General features: G+C 53.2%; 15 protein-coding genes and 4 pseudogenes. 2 read left to right on the top strand and 17 right to left on the bottom strand.

The window, feature by feature from the left end; all coding sequences use genetic code 11:
* Window positions 1-19 precede the first annotated feature (19 nt).
* From deoB to KQP84_RS06205, 11 genes and pseudogenes are all read right to left on the bottom strand, one after another.
* Window positions 20-1,242, bottom strand: a pseudogene (gene deoB / locus KQP84_RS06255) (phosphopentomutase).
* Between the two features lie 92 nt (window positions 1,243-1,334).
* Window positions 1,335-2,662: pseudogene (deoA, locus tag KQP84_RS06250) on the bottom strand (thymidine phosphorylase).
* Window positions 2,663-2,723: 61 nt separating this feature from the next.
* Window positions 2,724-3,503 carry a deoxyribose-phosphate aldolase gene (deoC, locus tag KQP84_RS06245; RefSeq protein WP_215845614.1) on the bottom strand — a complete coding sequence of 260 codons (780 nt, stop codon included), beginning with the start codon at window positions 3,501-3,503 and terminating at the stop codon, window positions 2,724-2,726.
* Window positions 3,504-3,853: 350 nt separating this feature from the next.
* Window positions 3,854-4,630 carry a TatD family hydrolase gene (locus KQP84_RS06240; protein ID WP_215845613.1) on the bottom strand — a complete coding sequence of 259 codons (777 nt, stop codon included), beginning with the start codon at window positions 4,628-4,630 and terminating at the stop codon, window positions 3,854-3,856.
* A complete protein-coding gene (locus tag KQP84_RS06235) occupies window positions 4,627-5,679 on the bottom strand; it encodes a patatin-like phospholipase family protein (protein ID WP_215845612.1) in 1,053 nt (350 codons plus the stop codon). The genes KQP84_RS06240 and KQP84_RS06235 overlap by 4 nt, the downstream gene beginning before the upstream one ends.
* A 229-nt stretch (window positions 5,680-5,908) precedes the next feature.
* Complete coding sequence (locus KQP84_RS06230; RefSeq protein WP_003848537.1) at window positions 5,909-6,070, bottom strand: DUF1328 domain-containing protein; 162 nt, start codon at window positions 6,068-6,070, stop codon at window positions 5,909-5,911.
* Window positions 6,071-6,168: 98 nt separating this feature from the next.
* Entirely contained in the window at window positions 6,169-6,783 is a 615-nt protein-coding gene (osmY, locus tag KQP84_RS06225) for a molecular chaperone OsmY (protein ID WP_215848218.1), read from the bottom strand.
* Window positions 6,784-7,166: 383 nt separating this feature from the next.
* On the bottom strand, window positions 7,167-8,753 hold the full coding sequence (gene prfC / locus KQP84_RS06220) for a peptide chain release factor 3 (RefSeq protein WP_370661480.1): 1,587 nt from the start codon (window positions 8,751-8,753) through the stop codon (window positions 7,167-7,169).
* 439 nt (window positions 8,754-9,192) lie between these two features.
* A complete protein-coding gene (locus KQP84_RS06215; protein WP_215845610.1) occupies window positions 9,193-10,296 on the bottom strand; it encodes a M20 peptidase aminoacylase family protein in 1,104 nt (367 codons plus the stop codon).
* Between the two features lie 10 nt (window positions 10,297-10,306).
* Window positions 10,307-10,779: pseudogene (locus KQP84_RS06210) on the bottom strand (YjiG family protein).
* A pseudogene (locus tag KQP84_RS06205) lies at window positions 10,769-11,439 on the bottom strand (nucleoside recognition domain-containing protein). The pseudogenes KQP84_RS06210 and KQP84_RS06205 overlap by 11 nt, the downstream one beginning before the upstream one ends.
* 495 nt (window positions 11,440-11,934) lie before the next feature.
* Here KQP84_RS06205 and ftnA point away from each other — a divergent pair.
* Entirely contained in the window at window positions 11,935-12,441 is a 507-nt protein-coding gene (gene ftnA / locus KQP84_RS06200) for a non-heme ferritin (protein WP_215845609.1), read from the top strand.
* 35 nt (window positions 12,442-12,476) lie between these two features.
* Here the strand turns inward: ftnA and fucP are convergent, their stop codons facing one another.
* From fucP to KQP84_RS06175, 5 genes are read right to left on the bottom strand one after another with little or no spacing between them, the layout of a single operon-like run.
* Window positions 12,477-13,712: an L-fucose:H+ symporter permease gene (gene fucP, locus KQP84_RS06195; protein WP_215845608.1), complete on the bottom strand. Its 1,236-nt coding sequence runs from the start codon at window positions 13,710-13,712 to the stop codon at window positions 12,477-12,479.
* 22 nt (window positions 13,713-13,734) lie between these two features.
* Window positions 13,735-14,082 carry an L-rhamnose mutarotase gene (locus KQP84_RS06190; RefSeq protein WP_215845607.1) on the bottom strand — a complete coding sequence of 116 codons (348 nt, stop codon included), beginning with the start codon at window positions 14,080-14,082 and terminating at the stop codon, window positions 13,735-13,737.
* Window positions 14,079-14,858 carry an L-fucose dehydrogenase gene (locus KQP84_RS06185; RefSeq protein ID WP_215845606.1) on the bottom strand — a complete coding sequence of 260 codons (780 nt, stop codon included), beginning with the start codon at window positions 14,856-14,858 and terminating at the stop codon, window positions 14,079-14,081. Before KQP84_RS06185 ends, KQP84_RS06190 begins: the two co-directional genes overlap by 4 nt.
* Window positions 14,855-15,670: an amidohydrolase family protein gene (locus tag KQP84_RS06180; protein WP_215845605.1), complete on the bottom strand. Its 816-nt coding sequence runs from the start codon at window positions 15,668-15,670 to the stop codon at window positions 14,855-14,857. Before KQP84_RS06180 ends, KQP84_RS06185 begins: the two co-directional genes overlap by 4 nt.
* On the bottom strand, window positions 15,670-16,953 hold the full coding sequence (locus KQP84_RS06175) for an L-fuconate dehydratase (RefSeq protein ID WP_215845604.1): 1,284 nt from the start codon (window positions 16,951-16,953) through the stop codon (window positions 15,670-15,672). Before KQP84_RS06175 ends, KQP84_RS06180 begins: the two co-directional genes overlap by 1 nt.
* A 290-nt stretch (window positions 16,954-17,243) precedes the next feature.
* On the opposite strand from KQP84_RS06175, the gene KQP84_RS06170 reads away from it, so the two are divergent.
* Entirely contained in the window at window positions 17,244-17,984 is a 741-nt protein-coding gene (locus KQP84_RS06170) for a FadR/GntR family transcriptional regulator (protein ID WP_215845603.1), read from the top strand.
* Here KQP84_RS06170 and KQP84_RS06165 read toward each other — a convergent pair.
* Window positions 17,981-20,344, bottom strand: coding sequence for a glycoside hydrolase family 31 protein (locus KQP84_RS06165; RefSeq protein ID WP_215845602.1), 2,364 nt, complete (start codon window positions 20,342-20,344; stop codon window positions 17,981-17,983). The genes KQP84_RS06170 and KQP84_RS06165 overlap by 4 nt on opposite strands.
* Between the last annotated feature and the right edge of the window lie 9 nt (window positions 20,345-20,353).

Genomic DNA, 20,353 nt, shown 5'->3' with positions numbered 1-20,353 from the left:
TCCTTTTTAAATAGCTGCTTTACAGCATGTTCTTGCCGTAGTCCATGCTGGACAGGCCAAAATAGTGTGCAATTGTCTGGCCGATATCCGCGAAGGTATCGCGGTAGCCAAGCGAGCCAGGCTCTACTTTAGGGCCGTAGATCAGAATGGGAATGTGCTCGCGCGTATGTTCAGTGCCTTCCCAGGTAGGATCGCAGCCGTGATCGGCGGTCAGGATCAAAATGTCATCTTCTTCCACCAGTGCCATTAGCTCCGGCAGACGACGATCAAACAGCTCCAGCCCCCTGCGTAACCGGCAACATCACGACGATGTCCCCACGTTGAGTCAAAATCAACGAAGTTAGTAAACACAATGGATTGATCAGGCGCTTGCTTCATCTCTTTGATCGTGGCATCAAACAGCGCATCAAGACCGGTGGCTTTAACCTTTTTGGTAATGCCTTGCTCGGCGTAAATATCCGCAATTTTACCCACGGAAATCACGTGACCGCCCTTCTCATCTACCAGTTTTTTCAGCATGGTCGCCGATGGCGGTTCCACAGCTAAATCGTGGCGATTGCCGGTACGCTCAAAATGCCCCGCTTTATCGCCCACAAACGGACGAGCAATCACACGGCCAATGTTATAGCCCCCTTCGGTCAACTCTTCGCGCGCGATTTCACACAGCGCATAGAGGCGATCCAAGCCAAACGTCTCTTCGTGACAAGCGATTTGGAACACGGAATCCGCAGAGGTGTAGAAAATCGGCTTGCCCGATTTCATGTGCTCTTCGCCCAGTTGGTCGAGGATCACCGTACCCGATGAGTGGCAGTTGCCGAGATAGCCCGGTAACTCTGCGCGCTCAACCAGTTTATCCAGCAATTCCTGCGGGAAACTGTTTTCTTTGTCGCTGAAGTAACCCCAGTCGAACAAAACCGGCACACCAGCAATTTCCCAGTGGCCAGATGGCGTATCTTTACCGGAAGAGAGTTCGCTGGCGAAAGCATAAGCGCCAGTGATTTTTGCCTCTGGATCAAGGCCAGCCGGGAAGCGTCCGGTAGATAATTCTGCGGCTTTACCCAAACCTAATGCGGTCAGATTCGGCAGATGCAACGGACCTTTGCGTCCTTTGTCCGCTTCACCTTTTAAACAGGCTTCAGCGATATGGCCTAAAGTGTCTGAACCTGCGTCACCGAATTTTTCAGCGTCTTTGCTGGAGCCGATTCCAAAGGAGTCGAGAACCATTATAAAAGCACGTTTCATGCAAGTCTCCTGCGCCTGTGCGCGTGACAAGTCAAAAAAAGCGATCAGATCAGTATACCCGAATGCTTTGCGGCTGGCACCGATTGTATTATTTAACCGGCTTCAGTCACGCGGCGATAGACCACCGGCGTGGCGGCGGGCGCCCTGTCGCTGAGTTTAATGGCGGCTTTAAGGGCTTTTGCCGCTTGCTGCCAGTTAGCTTCGCTGCTGGCATGAATCACCGCCAGCGGTCGCTCGGTATCGGCACGCTCGCCGAGCATGATCATGTCGCTCAGGCCAACGCTATAATCGATGCTGTCGCTGGCCCGTTGACGTCCGCCGCCCATGCCCACCACGGCCATGCCAAGCGCACGCGTATCCATGCTGCTAACAATACCGGGCTGATCGGCGTAAACCGCTTTACTCAGCGTGGGTGCCGGCAGATAAGCATCGTAACGCTCAACAAAGTCGACTGGCCCTTTCTGCGCGGCCACCATGCGACCAAAAATCTCCGCAGCAGCGCCGTTGTCCAGCACCTGCATCAGTTTTTGACGCGCTTCGGCGTCATCTGCCGCCAGTTTGCCCGAGATCAGCATCTCGCTGCACAGCGCCAGCGTCACTTCCAGCAGGCGTGGATTACGCTGCTGGCCGGTGAGGAAACGCACCGCTTCACGCACTTCCAGCGCATTCCCGGCGGTAGACGCCAGCACTTGATTCATATCGGTAAGCAGCGCGGTGGTTTTACAACCCGCGCCATTGGCCACACCAACAATCGCCTGCGCCAGGTTTTCCGAGGCTTCGTAAGTAGGCATGAAAGCACCAGAACCGACTTTCACATCCATCACCAGCGCATCTAAACCTTCGGCGAGCTTTTTCGCCAGAATCGACGCGGTGATCAGCGGAATAGAGTCAACGGTGGCGGTGATATCGCGCGTGGCGTAAAAGCGTTTGTCAGCCGGTGCCAGTGAATTAGTCTGACCGATAATTGCGACGCCGACTTCCTTGATGATCTGGCGGAAGCGATCGTCGCTCGGGAAGATGTCAAAACCGGGAATTGCTTCCAGCTTATCCAGTGTGCCGCCCGTATGCCCAAGGCCGCGTCCGGAGATCATCGGAATGTAACCGCCGCAGGCAGCCACCATGGGGCCAAGCATCAGTGACGTAACATCACCTACGCCGCCGGTTGAGTGCTTGTCGACCAGCGGACCATTTAAATTCAGTGATTTCCAGTTCAATACCGTACCGGAATCACGCATTGCCATGGTTAACGCCACACGTTCAGGCAGCGTCATATCGTGAAAATAGATGGTCATCGCCAGCGCGGCAATCTGACCTTCGGAAACGCTGTTATCGCGCACACCGTTGATGAAAAAGCGAATCTCTTCTTCACTCAGCGCGTGGCCGTCACGTTTTTGCGGATGATTTCTTGAGCCAGGAACAAGGTAGCCCCCTTACAAAGGGAAGGTCGGTGTTAGAAAGGCGGCCAATGACCGCCTAAAGAATTAATAACCGGATTTGCTGGTTTCGCTGTTATGGCCCAGCGTATTCAGCAGGTTAGCCAGCAGGCTGGAAGCACCAAAGCGGAAATGGCGCGCATCGGCCCACTCGGCGCCCAGCGTCTCTTCCGCTATCTGAAGATAGATCGCAGCATCTTCCGCCGTACGCACGCCGCCAGCGGGCTTGAAGCCAACTTGCTGCTTCACGCCTTTATCGCGAATGACACTCATCATGATCTGCGCCACTTCCGGCGTCGCGTTAACCGGTACTTTACCGGTTGAGGTTTTGATGAAGTCTGCACCCGCATCAATGGCAATTTCAGAAGCCTGACGAATCAAGGCTTCTTCTTTAAGTTCGCCCGTTTCGATAATCACTTTCAGCAGCACATCCGCTGCGGCACAAGCTTCTTTACAGGCTTTCACCAGATCGAAACCGATCTGCGTATTGCCGGCGATCAGCGCACGGTAAGGAAATACCACATCGACTTCATCAGCACCGTAAGCAATGGCGGCGCGGGTTTCAGCCAGCGCGATATCGATATCATCATTGCCGTGTGGAAAATTGGTCACGGTCGCAATGCGAATCTCTGGCGTACCCTGCTCGCGCAGCGTTTTGCGTGCAACAGGAATAAAGCGCGGATAGATACAAATCGCGGCCGTGTTGCCAGCCGGTGACTTCGCCTGATGGCACAGCGCAATGACTTTTGCGTCGGTGTCATCTTCATTCAGCGTGGTTAAATCCATCAGTTTCAGCGCGCGCAGTGCTTGCGCTTTAATATCGGTCATGATGCTCTCCAACAGGTTCGGTCGCGGCCAGCAAGCGGGCCGAGTGAATGTGATAATACTAACAAATGCAGCCGATGGTTTATGTGGTGAGAGTCACATCAAGGTAAGATCAGACTGCAAATTCGGTACTGATAGAGTGATATATATCACAAATAACAGCTTGCCAGCGTAACAATACGCCAACAGCGACAATGTTATTATTATCACATTTGCCGAATAATCGTGCCAGTATTTGTATTCAGCTTAGTCAATCACAGGGCCGAATGTGGGAAAGAAGGATTATAGCTGTATGCCGCACAGCAGAAGATGAATTGCCTGAGCAAGATTCAGTGATTTCAATCATTTAGGATTTAGCGGGGGAACCGAAATACCGTTTGGCTGTTTAGCCACAGTGCATCGGCAATCTGCTGCGGGGATTCATTGCGCAGGCTACACAGCGTTTCCCACACCAGACGTGCCCGTTCGGGACGATTGGGTTGGCCCTGAAAGCCGTTTAACGGCATATCCGGTGCATCGGTTTCCAGTAACAGCGATTCCAGCGGTAACTGGGCAATGGTCTGGCGAGTTTTACTGGCGCGTTCATACGTAATGGTGCCGCCCACGCCAATAGCGTAACCAAGTTTGATAAACGCCTGCGCCTGCTGCAGGCTGCCAGCAAATCCATGCACCACGCCGCGCCGGGGCAAGTCGTGGCGGCGCAGATGCAGTGCGAGCTTGTCGTGCGTGCGGCGTGAATGCAAAATTACCGGCAGATCGTAGTTTTTTGCCAACCTGAGCTGTGCATCCAGCAAACGCTCTTGCTTGTCGAATTGCGGATCCTCGCGATAGAGATCCAATCCGATCTCACCAATCGCCACCAGCTTTTCGGGTGGCTGCTTGAGGTAGGCTTCCAATTTATCCAGATGCACATCCTGGTGCGACTCAATTACAATCGGATGCAGACCCAACGCGGCATAGAGCGCCGGATGATCGGCAGCCAGCTGGCACACCACGGCGAAACGGCTGACATCCACCGCAGGCACAATGATTTTTTCTACGCCCGCTTCGGCGGCGCGGGCGATGCTCTGTTCCGCATCATCAACGAAGGGCGGGAAATCGAAGTGACAATGGGTGTCGATAAATCTCATGCCAGCGATCCTTTATCGTAATCGGCGTCGTTACCCGCCAACGGCGGCGTGATGATGGCACGCGTGTCCGGCGCGTTCGCTACCGGCGCAGGCGGCGTAATCGCCGCATGCTGCATAAACGGCTCGGCATCACTCAACCATTGTCCCAGCGTGGCGAGAAAGTAGCGACCACAACGACGTCCCAAATGGTAATCCTGATTCAGCGACGATATGCGGCTACCTAACGCATTGCTGGCCAGCGCACGCGGCGGAAAGATCTCAATAATACGTAAGTTATCGGGCGGCTGATCGATGAATTGCTGAATTTCCCGATAACTCTGCTCATGATGATTAAGCACATGGATCATCGGCTTCAGTGCGCTTTCACCTAACCAACGCTCCATCCGTTTGAACCACTTAGGCGTATAAGACATTTGCGACGGCACAGTGCGTATCACCACAATGGTATCTGCGCCGCGCTTCGCCGCTTCCCGCACCGGAATGGCGTCGCTGATACCGCCATCCAGATAACTGATGCCTTCAAGATCAACCCCAAGCCGGTAGAAGCCAGGGATCGCGCTTGACGCTTTAATGATGTTTAGCCAGTTGTCGCGGGTAGGCGCAAAATAGCCCGGTGAATAGTCGTCGCTGCGGCACGCACACATATAAAACTCGCGGCCGCTGCTGAACAGGGTTTGCGCAGTGGCCATTTCAAGCGGGAATTCACTGCGGGTTGTTTCAATGAGCCAATCAAGATCGATCAGATTGCCGCCACGCACAAAACGCAGGGGATCAAAAAAGTGTTTACTGGTGGTGTAACGCGTAATAACGCGGCGAGCGTAGCCCGGTTGCGCGCAGACAAATGCTGACAAGTTTTGCGCACCCGCGGAGGTGCCAAGCATTAAGTGAAAGGGATTGAAGTTAGCGCGTTGGAATTCATCTAGTACACCGGCAGTAAAGATGCCGCGTTGTCCGCCACCTTCACACACCAACGCCATTTTTTTTGCTTTGAACGGTGTAAGCGCAAGGGGTTCGATCGCCCCAAGTGTGACAGGTATGCGTATGCCCAATGTCTGAACCTCGAAAGGGGTTCTCGGTCAGAATGGCTGAGGGATTTTTTCCGTTGTTGTTCGCAGCATTCCGGAGAACCAGTCATGATTTCCTTAACCGGGCAGGCGGCTTAATGCCGCCTGCCCATCGTAGCGTGATGAGGATTTCCGTTCCTCACACCTTTCGCTACAGATGACTGGCCTCCGCTTTATGCGTACTTGGTTCGCATTAAACTGCAAGACTCATCGGCTAAAGTTTTTTACGGCCAGTGAACAGGCTGATGAGAAACAGGATAATACCAACAACGAAGACAACTTTAGCCGCCCATGCTGCTGTGCCGGCTAAACCACCAAAACCTAACGCTGCGGCAATCAGCGCGATTACCAGAAAAATAATGCCCCAACGAAACATAAGCCTCTCCTTACCAATAGTGAAAATCGAACTGCTTATTTGAGCCCAGGATGGGTTTTCTTATTCGTGCGGCATTCGAAAATGCCGCACGTTCACCATTAAGATTTAACCGTCAGGTCATTCTTAACGCTTTTCACGCCTTCGATAGCTTTTGCGATACCTTCAGCACGATCTGATTGAGCTTTGTTCTCAACGGTACCTGAGAGCTGAACAACGCCATCGGTTGTTTCAACTTTCACCTTGCGCGACGGAACAATGTCATCCGCTAATAGCTTAGCTTTAATTTCGCTGGTTGTTGCAGCATCGCCTGCATAACCTTTCATTGACTGAGATTTGCTGTCTCTAACGTGTAGTTTATCGCTGACGGATTTAACACCTTCAACCTTCTGCACCAGGGCCACCGCTTTTTCAGCCTGATCCTGTGAAGTGACAAAACCGCTTAACGTCACAACGCCTTGATGCGTTTCAACTGAGATATCCGTACTTTTAATGGCTTCGTCATCTACCAGAGCGGCTTTAGCTTTGGCAGTTACGCCGCTGTCGTCCATAAAACCATCGACTTTTTTCATAGAACTATCGATTTTCGAACCCGTGCTGTCTGCAGTCTGCTGTGCTTTTTGCGACATTGAATCTTCAGCCAGCGCGCTGCCGCTCAGTAAAGCAGAACCTACCATCGCGGCAATCAGGGTTTTAGCAATCTTAGTATTCTTCATCGATATATTCCTTCTATCAGTTAACTCACCCACAACCGTAGGCGCGACAGTAGCAAACGGCGCTACTGCAATACTGGACGCAAGGAGAAGAAACGTCTCTTTCGCCGTCCGATAGAACAATGATAGTCGGTATTTTGGAGTTTGCCGGAGTAACTGGTTGATAGCTGGTCGAAATAGGCGAAACGGTGTGTTTTTAGGAAGAGTCTGTAACAGGGGAAAACAGAGCCACTCTTAAGTATACCCATCCACCTTCAAGCGGCAGAGGCGTTAACGGCTGTTTCTCACCCGAATCACCTACAACGGTAAGATCATCGGGCTTTACGCGTTTGCCGCCTTGCTGCAACTCGAATTATTTAGCGTATAGAATGGCTACTGTGAAACGATTAATGCTCGCGTGTTTTGCGGAATTTCACTTCAGGATAACGTTCCTGAGTGATGTTCAAATTCACCATGGTGGGCGCGATATAAGTCAGATTATCGCCGCCATCCAACGCGAGGTTAACCTCATTTTTACGTTGGAATTCTTCGAACTTCTTCGCATCGCTGCATTCAACCCAACGCGCGGTCGACACGTTGATCGCTTCATAAATCGCTTCAACGTTGTATTCACTCTTCAGGCGCGCGACGACCACGTCGAACTGCAACACACCAACCGCACCCACAATCAGATCGTTGTTATGTACAGGACGGAACACTTGTACCGCGCCCTCTTCAGAGAGCTGAACCAAGCCTTTCAGCAGCTGTTTCTGCTTGAGCGGATCGCGCAGACGAATGCGGCGGAACAGCTCTGGCGCGAAGTTCGGAATGCCGGTGAACTTCATGTTTTCACCTTGGGTAAAGGTGTCGCCAATCTGAATGGTACCGTGGTTGTGCAGCCCGATGATATCGCCCGGATACGCTTCTTCAACGTGAGAACGGTCGCCTGCCATGAACGTCAGTGCATCGGCAATGACCACGTCTTTTCCGGTCCGAACCTGACGCAGTTTCATGCCTTTTTCATATTTACCGGAGACCACACGCATGAACGCGACACGGTCGCGATGTTTTGGATCCATATTGGCCTGGATCTTAAACACGAAGCCGGTGAACTTCTCTTCTTTAGCTTCGACTACGCGGGTGTCGGTTTTGCGCGGCATTGGCGTAGGTGCCCAGGCAACTAAACCATCCAGCATATGATCCACACCGAAGTTACCTAACGCGGTGCCGAAGAACACCGGCGACAGCTTGCCTGCAAGAAAAGCTTCGCGCTCGAACTCGTGCGAGGCGCCCTGCACCAGCTCCAGCTCTTCACGCAGCTGAGCAGCCAGCTCTTCACCGATCGCTGCATCAAGATCGGGGTTATCCAGACCTTTTACAACGCGCACTTCCTGAATGGTGTGACCTTTACCGGTCTGGTAGAGATAGGTTTCATCGTTATAAAGGTGATAAACACCTTTAAACAATTTGCCGCAGCCAATTGGCCAAGTAATGGGCGCGCAGGCAATTTTCAGCTCGCTCTCAACTTCATCCAGCACTTCCATCGGATCGCGGATGTCACGGTCAAGTTTGTTCATGAAGGTCAGGATCGGCGTATCGCGCAGACGTGTCACTTCCATCAACTTACGGGTACGATCCTCGACGCCTTTCGCGGCATCAATCACCATCAAACAGCAGTCAACGGCGGTTAGCGTGCGGTAAGTATCTTCCGAGAAGTCTTCGTGTCCTGGGGTATCCAGCAGGTTAACCAGGCTATCACGATACGGGAACTGCATCACTGAGGTGGTGATGGAGATGCCGCGCTGTTTCTCCATTTCCATCCAGTCAGATTTGGCGTGCTGGTTGGAGCCACGGCCTTTTACTGTCCCGGCGGTTTGGATTGCTTGTCCGAACAGCAAGACTTTTTCGGTAATAGTGGTTTTACCGGCATCAGGGTGCGAGATGATCGCGAAGGTGCGGCGGCGTGCCACCTCTTCTAAAATGGGATTAGACATGAGTGAATTCTTCTCAACGGGGCAGCGCGGCGGCATAGTGTATTGCCAGGCGCTGCTGATAAATCACGATGGCCGGTAGAACCTTACCGGCAGGTAATCGGTGCCGAATGCGATTATTTTTCGTCGGCTTTTAAGCGCGAAGTTACATTGGCGGCAATCCCGGTTACCCAGTCAGCATTAAGGCGGCATAGCATACAATATTTTGTCGGCGCGGCCTACAGGCTGTTGCGGTGAGGTTGAGTGAATCCGTGTGAGGTGCGCGGTGTCACCGTGCGGTGCGCGCTATCCCCCATCCCGGCCTTCCCCCGCAAAGCGGAGGAAGGAGACGCTGCCACCTGCCAATTCCGGGCTGGCATAAAGCAGCGTCTTCCTCCCCATTTATGGGGGAGGATTGAGGTTGGGGACAAACGACCTCGCCCCCAAAAAAGCACAATCCCGCTTATCCCAGCACTTTACTCACGCATGATTTAAAAATCTTAACGCCAATCTCCAGCGAGCTCAGGTCAAAATGCATATCAGGATGATGCAGCCCCGGCACCAAATTCGTCCCTAATCCCCAGAAACCGGCTTTCACGCCCGGACGCTTCACAGGGTAATAGAAAAAGTCTTCACTGCCAGGCGTGGTTTTAGTGTCCAGTAAGCCATCTTCACCCAACACATCAACAATTGCGTCACGAATAATCGCTGTCGCCTCGTCATGAATTTCTGCGGCAGGCATCTCTTTCAACACGACTACGTCAGCCTGAGCGCCCAGCGCAGCCACGCTGTTAATAATGGCTTGCGTCACCTTCTCTTTCAGCAACACCATTGGCCCATTCTCTTGTGAACGCAGATCCCAGACTACGCGCGCTTCATCGGGCACTGAGTTGGTGACGCCAGCATCGCACAGAAAACGCGTTGCTTTTACACTCCAGTTTAAACCAGGCGACAGATGAATAGTGTTCACTGCCTGCACCGCCTGAACCGCAGCATCCAGCGCGTTAACGCCCAAATGTGGACGCGCCGCATGAGCAGGCTGACCTTTAATCGTCGCTTCTAGCGTGCTGCAAGCGGAATAGAGCACCGCGGGTACCGCCTGCCCTACAACACACTCTTCCAGCGGACGAACGTGGAAACCAAAAATCATATCCACATCGTCAATCGCGCCGCCTTCAACCATGGCCAGCGCACCGGCGCCCAGCTCTTCCGCAGGTTGAAACAGAATTTTTAGCCGCCCACGTTTTACCGCACCCTCTTTTAATAATTCCTGCGCGGCGGTAAGCACCACGGAAGAGTGACCATCATGTCCGCAGGTATGTCGCGCACACGGCACGCCGTCAATGATATGGCCAAGCGCGTCCATATCGGCACGCAGCGCCAGCACCGGGCCAGGCACGCCGCTGTCAATTTCCGCCACAATGCCGGTGGTGTTATTGATGCCGCGCGTGACTTTCAAACCCGCTTTTTCCAGCTGGTCGGCGATATATGCTGAGGTTTTGATCTCTTCAAATCCCAGCTCCGGGATTTCGTGCAGATAATGGTAATGCTCTAAAACGTTAGACACGGCTTCTCTCCTAGACAAACAGGCGCATAACAAACATGGCAATCAGCGCGTTGACGATGCTCACCAGCATCAGCAGCGGCCAGTATTTTTGGGTACATCCGCAACGCCCAGCAGGCGTCCCATATATTGCAGCTGCGAACCCATCAGGAAAATGGCGGGCGCTAAAATGGTGATATCCGCACCCGTCAGCAAGCCTTTAGTCAACAGGCTAACCGCAACGCCGGTTCCGGCAGACGAGGAAAGCCACGCGGTAAGCAGCACGGTTATCGCTTCACCTGGCAGGCCAAACAGCCCCATCAACGGTTCAAATACGTGTCCCAGAAACTGCATGATGCCAAGCAGATTCAGCACTTCCGCCAACACATATGCCATCACCACATTCGGCATCAGGTTGTGAATGGCAATATGAAAGCCCTTGCGTGCACCCGTGACGAAAACATCGAAAGGATTTTGACTGACTTTGACGGCGTTATTATTTTCCATCGATGAAATCCTTCTTATAAACACTGTTTAACACGAAGCGGGTTATTGCCGCACCGACAAATTTCAGAACAAACATCAGCGCTAGCGGAATAATGATCGGCAGCGTCATTGAGGCAAACAGGGCTGAACCGATCGCAAAATAATTATTAATTAATCCGGCTCCGGAATATTGCCAGGCGCTCATCACCACAATGTCTTTTTTCGTCACCTGTTTTTGGTCATACATCTCTTTGGTTAATGCCGCGCCCGCGTCGGTGCTTTGCAGATCCGTGATCAGTGCCAGGCCACAGCGTCCCGGTAATCCCATCAGCGGTTTTAATAAGGGGTCAGCAGCTTGTGCGCCGCACGAATCGCGCCGTAATGGGTAAAGATTTCCAGCACGCCCAGCGCCAGCATCACCGTGGGTGTCAGAGAGAGCGCGAACAGGAATCCCGCTTTTGCACTCAGGCCGCCCGCGCCGAGAAAGGTATTGCTGGCGGGATCTTTCATCGTACCGAAACTGCCGCCCAGTGTGGTGAAATCAAAAGCGCCAAGCCATGACAGGCCATCAACTTTGTATAAGAGTCCTGAAAAAAACAGAATGGCAAAGATCAGTGCCAGATAACTGCCTTTGCTAGCCGTAACCTTTTCTGCCGTGGTTAATATATTTTCATCTGACATAACATCTCCTGCATTTTCAGCTTTGCCGTTATCTATTCAGCGACAAGTTGCAATATATGGAACTGAGTTCTAAGCAGGATTTATGCCAGAGACTGTTATTTACCGACTTATGAAATTAATGTTTTCCCGTGCTGATAATTTTGGATAAATAACACCCAGCTTTAGCAGATTGTTATTTATCTTTTTACTTTGCCGTCATCGGTATTATTTCTGGATGAAATCATTTTGAAGAAAAATAAAACAGCTTTTCGCCAGACGCACTATTATTGAACAGTCGTGATGCACTAATAAGGTGCGGAGAAAGATAAGAGGCGACAAAGGCTAAAAACGGACAACAATGATAATCGCTCGCATTCAAAACGTGAAATAATTCTTTTTAAATCAATATGATAATCTAGCCGTTTTTAAGGAAAAGGCTTCACTTTCTTAACCGATTTGATGCATAATCCACCGCATCTCACCTGTTTAATTAACCTATTCTAAAAGGACGCGATCATGCTAACCGCCGAAATGACCGGGCGTTTGAACGACCAGTTAAATCTGGAATTTTTCTCCGCCAATCTTTATCTGCAGATGAGCGCCTGGTGCAGCGACAAAGGTTTTGAAGGTGCCGCCTCCTTCCTGAAAATGCACTCTCGTGAAGAGATGGAACACATGCAGCGCCTGTTTGATTACCTGAGTGATACGGGTGCCATGCCGGTTCTTGGCACTATCGCAGCACCGCCGGTTGCTTTCACTTCTCTGAACGAAATTTTAGAGCAAGCGCTGGCACATGAGCAGCTTATCACCAGTAAAATCAATGAACTGGCGCATTTTTCGATGACCACGCAAGATTACTCCACCTTTAACTTCCTGCAATGGTACGTGTCTGAGCAGCACGAAGAAGAGAAGCTGTTCAAAACCGTGCTGGATAAACTGGCGCTGGTCAGCAACAGCGGTAACGGTTTGTTCCTGGTCGACAAAGATCTGGCACGCATGAGCACCGAAAACCACACCGCGTAATGCGAATCGGCCCACTGAAAAGTGGGCCGATCTGTTTATACCGCCTTGCGTTGACTTAACGCATACCTAAACACCACGACAAAACAGAGCAGCGGCAAGCTGTAAGCCGATGCTGTGCCGAAATGGTCGGCCATTGAGCCCATAAACCACGGCATAATCGCCCCGCCTACAATTGACATGATCATGAATGAGCTGGCACGTTTAGTCTGCGCGCCCATATTTTTAACGCCCATCGCAAACAGCGTGGGAAACATGATCGACATAAAGAAGAACACCGCAATCAGCGCTACCACCGCCACGCGCTCAATACCTGAAACCACCAGCGCGCACAGCGCCACGTTGATGATGGCGTACACAGCCAACAGCGTGGCTGGACGAATACGCCCCATCAGCCAGGTTGAGAAGAAGCGGCCAACCATAAACGCGATCATCGCCACCGACAGCAAATAAGCGGCTGTTGCGTTACTGATATCTGCCCAATGCTCAGTAACGTAGTTAATGAAGAATGCGCCAACGCCAACCTGGGCCGCTATATAGAAAAACTGGGCAATCACCGCGCCGGTAAAGTGTTTATGCTGCCACAAACTGCGGGTCGCACCTTGCTGCAGATCTTTTTGATCTTGCGCCTCACGGACATCCGGCATTGTCGTGCGGCTAAACAAAAACGCAATCAGTAACACCAGCACCGCAATCGCGACATAGGTGAATTTCACGCTCTCCTGCGCCTCGCTGGCGGGTTGCTGAGAGGAGAAGAACATCGCGCCGCCAATTAACGGCCCCATAAATTGACCTAATCCATTAAACGATTGCGCCAGATTAAGCCTTCGCTCAGCCCCGTTGGGATCGCCTAATACCGTAGCGAACGGATTCGCAGCCGTTTCCAGACAACCTAATCCGCAGGCGATGACAAACAGGGCAAACAGAAACAGCGCGAAGCTATTGGCGCTGGCCGCCGGGATAAACAGCAGCGCGCCCGCCGCGTAAAACAGTAATCCCAGGATAATACCTGCGCGATAGCCGCGACGATCCATGAAATAACCCGCAGGCAGCGCAACGATGAAATACGCGCCAAAATAGGCCGCCTGCAACAAACCCGACTGCGCTTTACTGACATTAAGCGTTAACTGAAAGTGTTTGTTTAAAACATCAAGCAGCCCATACGACAATCCCCACATGAAAAACAGGCTGGTTACGAGCATGAACGCCCAACGCGTGCTGACGCTTGCGCTGCTGGCCCGACGACCGCGTAGCGACTCTTTTTGTGCAAACATAGAATTTCCTCACCAAAGTGTTTTATTCCGACTGCGTGCTGAGGGCAAAGATGCGTGGCATCAGCGCCCATTTTTCGCCCGCTGCGCTCCATGGCGTAGGCTGCTGAAATTTCCACATCAGCGTTTCCCAGCGTTGGATCACCGGATCCTGTTGGCAATGCGTTGCATACTGCTGCCCGTTAAACGTGTCGTTTACCTCCACCACCATAAACAGGCGGTTGCCGAGGCAATAAATCTCCATCTCCTCAATGCCATGCTGCCGCATCGCCGCAGCCACTTCTGGCCAGATACGCTGATGCAGCTGTTGGTACTCCGCGATAAGTGCCGGATCGTCGATCAAATCCAGCGCCTGACAGAAACGGCGACTCATCCTCCTAATGCTCGATCAAGGTGAACGTAGCCGCCATCAACAAACAGCCATTGCCCGGTGGTATGCGATGCGCGTGCGGAAAGCAAAAACACCACGCTGTTGGCGATCTCCTGCGGTGTGGTCATGCGCTGGCCGAACGGAATACGGCGAGTGATCTCTGCCAACTTGTCATCAGGCTGGTCAAAGGTGGCAATCCAGCGTTCATAAAGTGGCGTCATCACTTCAGCCGGGATCACCGCATTGACGCGAATGCCATCCTGCAACAGCGAGGCGGCCCATTCACGCGTCAACGCCAGCACCGCCCCTTTTGACGCGCAATAACCGCTGGTATCACCTTGCCCAGTCAGGGCAGTTTTGGAGCCAATATTGACGATGGCACCTTGCGATTGACGCAGCGCAGGCAAGCAGTCGTGCGCCATTTGATAGAAATGGATGAGGTTCTTTTCCAGCGAGGCGACAAACGCGCTGCGCCCCGCTTCAAGACTGACGCCATCATTCACTCCCGCGTTATTTACCAAGCCATCGATACGATCAAAACGTGCCCGCGTCTGTTCTACTGCAGCGCGGCATTGCGTTTCATCACTCAGTTCGGCGGCGATAAACAGCGCCTGCGGTTGTTGCTGTTGCAGTTGTTCAAACCAGGCGTCAGCGGGCGGTTGATTGGCGACAATCACCGGAATCGCGCCCTCCTCCGCCAGTTGCTGGCTAATGGCGGCACCGATGCCCGAACCGCCGCCGGTCACGATCACCACTTTGTTGGTCAGAAACAGATTCATGCTGTATTCCCCTTGAGATAAACACGCTGAGCGGTTCCGCCCCAAATCGCCTGCTGCTCGGGCTGCGACAGCGTTTGTGTCAACTGCTGGCACAGATCACACACCTGTTGATAGCGGGCTTCGCCCTGAGAAACTGGCCAATCGGAGCCAAACATCAAGCGTGATGGCCCGAACAGCGCCAGCGCCGCATCAAAAAATGGCAGTAGCTGCGCGCCTTGCCAGCCCGCGCCCGCTTCCGTGACTAACCCTGACAATTTGCACACCACGTGAGGCAACGCCGCCAGTGGGGCGATCTGCTGCTTCCACTGTTCAGCTCCCGCCGCAATATCGGGTTTACCGAGGTGATCAAGTACTATCCAGTGCGCATCGTGGCGTTGAGCAAAAACAGCGGCCTGCTGCAGATGGTGATGAGTGACCAACAGATCCCAACTGAACTGCTGCTGTTGCAACTGACGCATGCCACGCGCCACTACGTCAGAAGCCAGCCACGCCACAGGATCGGCTTCGTCCTGCACCGGATGACGAAAGCCGCAGCAGCGCGGATCCAAGGCGACCGGATCGGGCTGCTGCAGATCGATCCACCCCACTACGCCGAGGATCTCGTCATGGTGCGCCGCCAGGTCGCATAAGAATTGATTTTCCGCTTCACAGGGCCGTGCCTGCACCGCAATGCAGCCATCGATCTGCGTCGCGCTCAGCTCGGGCCGTAATTGCGCGGGCAAGAAATCCTGCTTTAGCGCCGAATTGTCGATCCAGCTAAACGCCTCCGGCTGGTAATGCCAGAAGTGTTGATGTGCATCGATCCGCAGCATTAAACATTTCCCCGAAAGCGATATTCGGCGATGGATTCGGGATACATCTCAATGGAATAGCCCGGTTCACGCGGCGGCATATAGGCGGCGCCACGGATTTCACACGGCGTTTTGAAGTGCTGATGCAGATGGTCAACATACTCTATGACGCGTCCTTCGTGGGTTCCGGCGATAGCAACATAGTCAATCATCGACAGATGCTGAACGTATTCACACAGCCCAACGCCGCCCGCGTGTGGGCAGACCGGCAGATTGTATTTCGCCGCCATTAGCATCACCGCCAGCACTTCATTGACGCCACCAAGACGACAAGCATCAATCTGCACCACGTCAATCGCACCGCGCATCATCAGCTGTTTAAAGATGATGCGGTTCTGGCACATTTCGCCGGTCGCGACTTTCACCGGCAGCACCCCTTCGCGGATTTTACGGTGACCTTCAATGTCGTCCGGGCTGGTGGGTTCTTCGATAAACCACGGGCGCGCAAAGGAGAGCGCTTTTACCCAGCGAATCGCCTCATCCACTTCCCACACCTGATTCGCGTCGATCATCAGTTGACGATTCTCGCCCAGCACCTCGCGAGCAATGCGCACGCGGCGAATATCATCCTCAACATCCTGCCCGACTTTGAGCTTCACAAAGTTAAATCCGGCATCGACTGCCTGCTGGCAAAGGCCGCGCAGCTTTTCATCGCTGTAACCCAACCAGCCAGCCGACGTGGTGTAACAGGGATAACCGTTCTGTTCGAGGCTGGCGATGCGCTGCGCCTTACCCGGTTCCTGTCGTTGCAGGATTTGCAGCGCTTCCTGCGGCGTAATCGCGTCGCTTAAATAGCGGAAATCGATACAGCGCACCAATTCTTGCGGTGTCATGTCAGCCACCAATCGCCACAACGGTTTTTGCTCGGCACGCGCCCACAGATCCCAGACAGCATTCACCACCGCACCCGTTGCCAGGTGGATCGCGCCTTTGTCAGGTCCGATCCAGCGCAGCTGGCTGTCGCTCGTTATATCGCGCCAGAACTGCCCCATATTGTCGCGGATACTTTCCAGCGTGCGTCCAACCACCAGATGTTGCAGGCTGCGAATCGCCGCGCAGCAAATTTCATTGCCGCGCCCAATGGTGAACGTCAGCCCATAACCGGATAACGCCGGATCGTCTGTTTCTAGCGTCACGTAGGCCGCGCTGTAATCAGGATCGGGATTCATGGCATCCGAGCCGTCGAGCTGCGCGGAGGTCGGAAAACGAACGTCGTCGACGCGAAGAGCGGTGATGGTTGTCATGATTACCTCATAAAGTACTCGCTAAAATCCGGTGTATTTAGAGAAGTAAAAGGCCCAATGGTCAGGCCATTAAAGCCCATTAAAATGGCCTGAGTGATTGAACCTAAGGCTCAAAGGTCAGGCCAATAAACGCGTTTCTCCGCCCACGTAATCAGGTATGCTGATCTGCACACCGCGCTTAAGATGTAACCAGCGCGTTTCAGTAATGACACAAGTTTCTAACATGCGACAATTCAGCGATCTGCAAAATGCGCGCTGAATCGCATAAAATTTTGCGAAGGACGTTGCCCATGCCGATCACCCGACTCGAAAATCCGCGCATCTATCGCCAGATAGCCGATCAACTACGTGGCTTGATCGAGCGTGGTGAATTTCCGCCCGGCAGCCGTTTACCGGCAGAACGGGAACTGGCTAAACAGCTGCAGGTGAGCCGTGCATCAGTACGGGAAGCGTTGATCGCGCTGGAAGTGGTGGGTTTGGTGGATGTGAAAGTCGGAAACGGCGTGGTGGTGAAAGCGCTGCCGAAGGCCACAATGTCGAGCCGCACGCCACGTCAACCGTGGCAGGAAATGGACAGCGAACTCAATATTGATATCGATTTTAATGCTGAATTAGCGCCTTTTTCGTTGCTTCAGGCCCGGCGTTTGATAGAACCCGAAACTGCAGCGCTGGCTGCGCGCAATGCCAGCAGCGAACAGCTGCTGCAAATCCGTACCGCCTTTGAACAGAACTGCAAAGATAACCGCGCCAATTCGCAAACCCATCCCGGTGACCGTCTGTTTCATATTCGGATTGCCCAAGCGAGCGGCAATCAGACCTACGGCTTTATCATTGGCCAACTGCTGGGACATCGCTATGGCACCATGTTTCGTACCCTGCAACAGCGCTTTACGCCAGAAGATATGCCGCACCGCTCTGAGCAGGAACATTTGCAGATTCTTGAGGCGCTGGAAGCGCGCGACAGTCGCCGCGCGCGTCAGGCCATGAAGGCGCATCTTGATCAGGTGATTGCGATTTTCTCCCGCGCCTAAACCAAGCGATAACGCGCGGTTTTTTCTCCATTCACCCACAACTCACGCGTTTCTCCTGGCGGCAACAGAATCGTCATTTCATGCCATGCCGGTTGGTAGTCACCGCGTTTTTCCAGCGTCAGATCCAGCCGTGTTGCGCTGCCTTTTAACGACCAGCTCAGCCACAGCGCATTGCCTTCACGCCAGCCATGGCTTTCACCATCATCATCAAATAGCTCGCCTTGAGTAGTCACTTCACCAGGCGCAGGCCACAATTGCAGTTCACGTATATTATCCAGTTGCGCATTGGTGGTGCTTTCACAACTTCCGAGTGGGATTGCCGCGCCAGCACGCACCAACAGCGGCAAGCGATCAATCGGCGCGTCCAGCGTCACCTGCTGCCCACCCGCAAACCAGTTTCCGCTGTGCCAGTCATACCAACCGTGTGCGTTATGCGGTAGATAAACTTCACGCTCACGTGCACCCTGCTCCACCACACTCGCCACCAGCACATCGCGGCCCAGCAAGAAGTCGTCGCACTCTTGGTAAGTCTTCTCGTCCTCTTCATGATCGAGAAACGTTGGGCGCAGCATCGGCTCGTCTTGCGCGCTGGCCTGCCACGCCAACGTATACAAATAAGGCATCAGCCGATAACGCAGGCGAATCGCCTCGCGGATCATCGATGTGACTTCGGGATACATCCACGGCTCATTTACGGTGTGATCGTCATTCCACGAATGGATGGTAAAACGGGGGTGCATGACGCCATTTTGCACCCAACGCACAAACAGCTCAGCATCGGGTTTATCGCCCGAAAAGCCGCCGACATCATGCCCAACGTTGAACAACCCAGACAAACTCATGCCCAGTCCCATACGAATGTTGTAACGCAGCGTCTGCCAGTTGGTGCGGTTATCGCCGCTCCAGGTTTGCACGTAGCGCTGCATACCGGCACAGCCAGAACGTGAAATCAAATAAGGCCGTTTCTCCGGTGCAAAACGCTGCTGCGCTTCCATTGAGGCACGCATCATGAGCAGCGGCATCACCGGGCGAATATGCTTGATGGCAATTTCAGTGCCAAAGCCGTGGCAGCGCGCTTCGCCATCCCACACTTCATATTCGTTGTTATCATTCCAGGTGGAATCAATGCCTTTTGCCAGCAGTTGCTCCGTCACATTGTCCTGCCACCAGCGCACCGCTTGCGGATGGGTAAAGTCGAGGTGCGAGCCTTCATCATCCCAAAAAACGGAGCGTTCAGGGCGATCCCGCTCTGAGTCACGAATGAACAGCCCTTGCGACGCCACTTCCTGATAGCGTGGATGATCCTGCAACAGACAAGGTTTGATATTCGCCGCCAGCTTCATACCGGCGCGGTGAAACGCCTCACTCATCGCATTCGGGTTAGGTACTTTGTCGTAGTTCCAGTTGAACACGTAACGCTTGTTGTTGATTGAGGTATAACCGGAAGAGAGCTGGAAAGAGTCGCAGGGAATTTCGTGCTCGCGACACAAGCGAATAAACGACTGCAGCTGCTGCTGCGCATCGGGCGCATCGGTGTAATGCATGGTTGAGCCGCTGTAACCCAGGCTCCATTTTGGCTGAAACAGCGTGCGCCCGGTCAGCTGCACAAAGGCTTTGGTCACATCCAGCAGTTTTGGACCGAGCATGAAGTAATAGTCGAGATCGCCCGCTTCAGCGCGATAACGGCGATAGGGCAGATGATAATTATCCAGCTCATTGCCCAAATCAAGCCAGCTGCTGCTGAGGTTGTCGTAAAACAGACCAAAGCTCACCCCATCACGCTGCGTCAGGGTAAACGGAATATGTTTGTAGAGCGGATCGGTACTCTGCGCGTTGTAACCCATCGCATCCAGATTACGCATTTCATAGCGACGATTGACCCGATTGAGATCGCCACTTTTCTCCCCCAATCCATACACGCGATCCTGTGGCTGGCGACGCTGATAATGTTCAACGCCATCGCCATGCGCGTTAAGAAGATAGGCGCCAGTGTGGCGATCGGCGGCCAGCGGCTGCCAGGTGGTGCCATCAAAATGTTCCCAACTCAAACAGAGCGGCTGATGCACCGTGACGCGCAATCTATCGCTGCTGACGCGCAGCTGCTGCGCATCGTGTTCAACCTTGAAATCAGGCAGCGAAAATCCCGCCAGCGATTCACGATCGCGTCCTTCCCACGGCACATCTTCTTCCGGCGCAATGCTCCAGGTACGATTCAGCGCCAGTTCGCCATTACGTTTTAACAGCACGCGCATCAGGCCCGATTCCAGCACATACAGGCGCAGAAGGTGGCGATCTTCTACATTCAGTTCAACGAAGTGATCAGCCTGTTGCTGCAGCGTCCAGTTTTTCAGGGTTTTCATCGTGCTTTC

This window comes from Candidatus Pantoea bituminis (assembly GCF_018842675.1).
Classification (GTDB): Bacteria; Pseudomonadota; Gammaproteobacteria; order Enterobacterales; family Enterobacteriaceae; genus Pantoea; species Pantoea phytostimulans.
The sequence above is the reverse complement of the archived record's forward strand: the minus strand, read 5'-3'. Positions and strand labels throughout refer to the sequence as shown.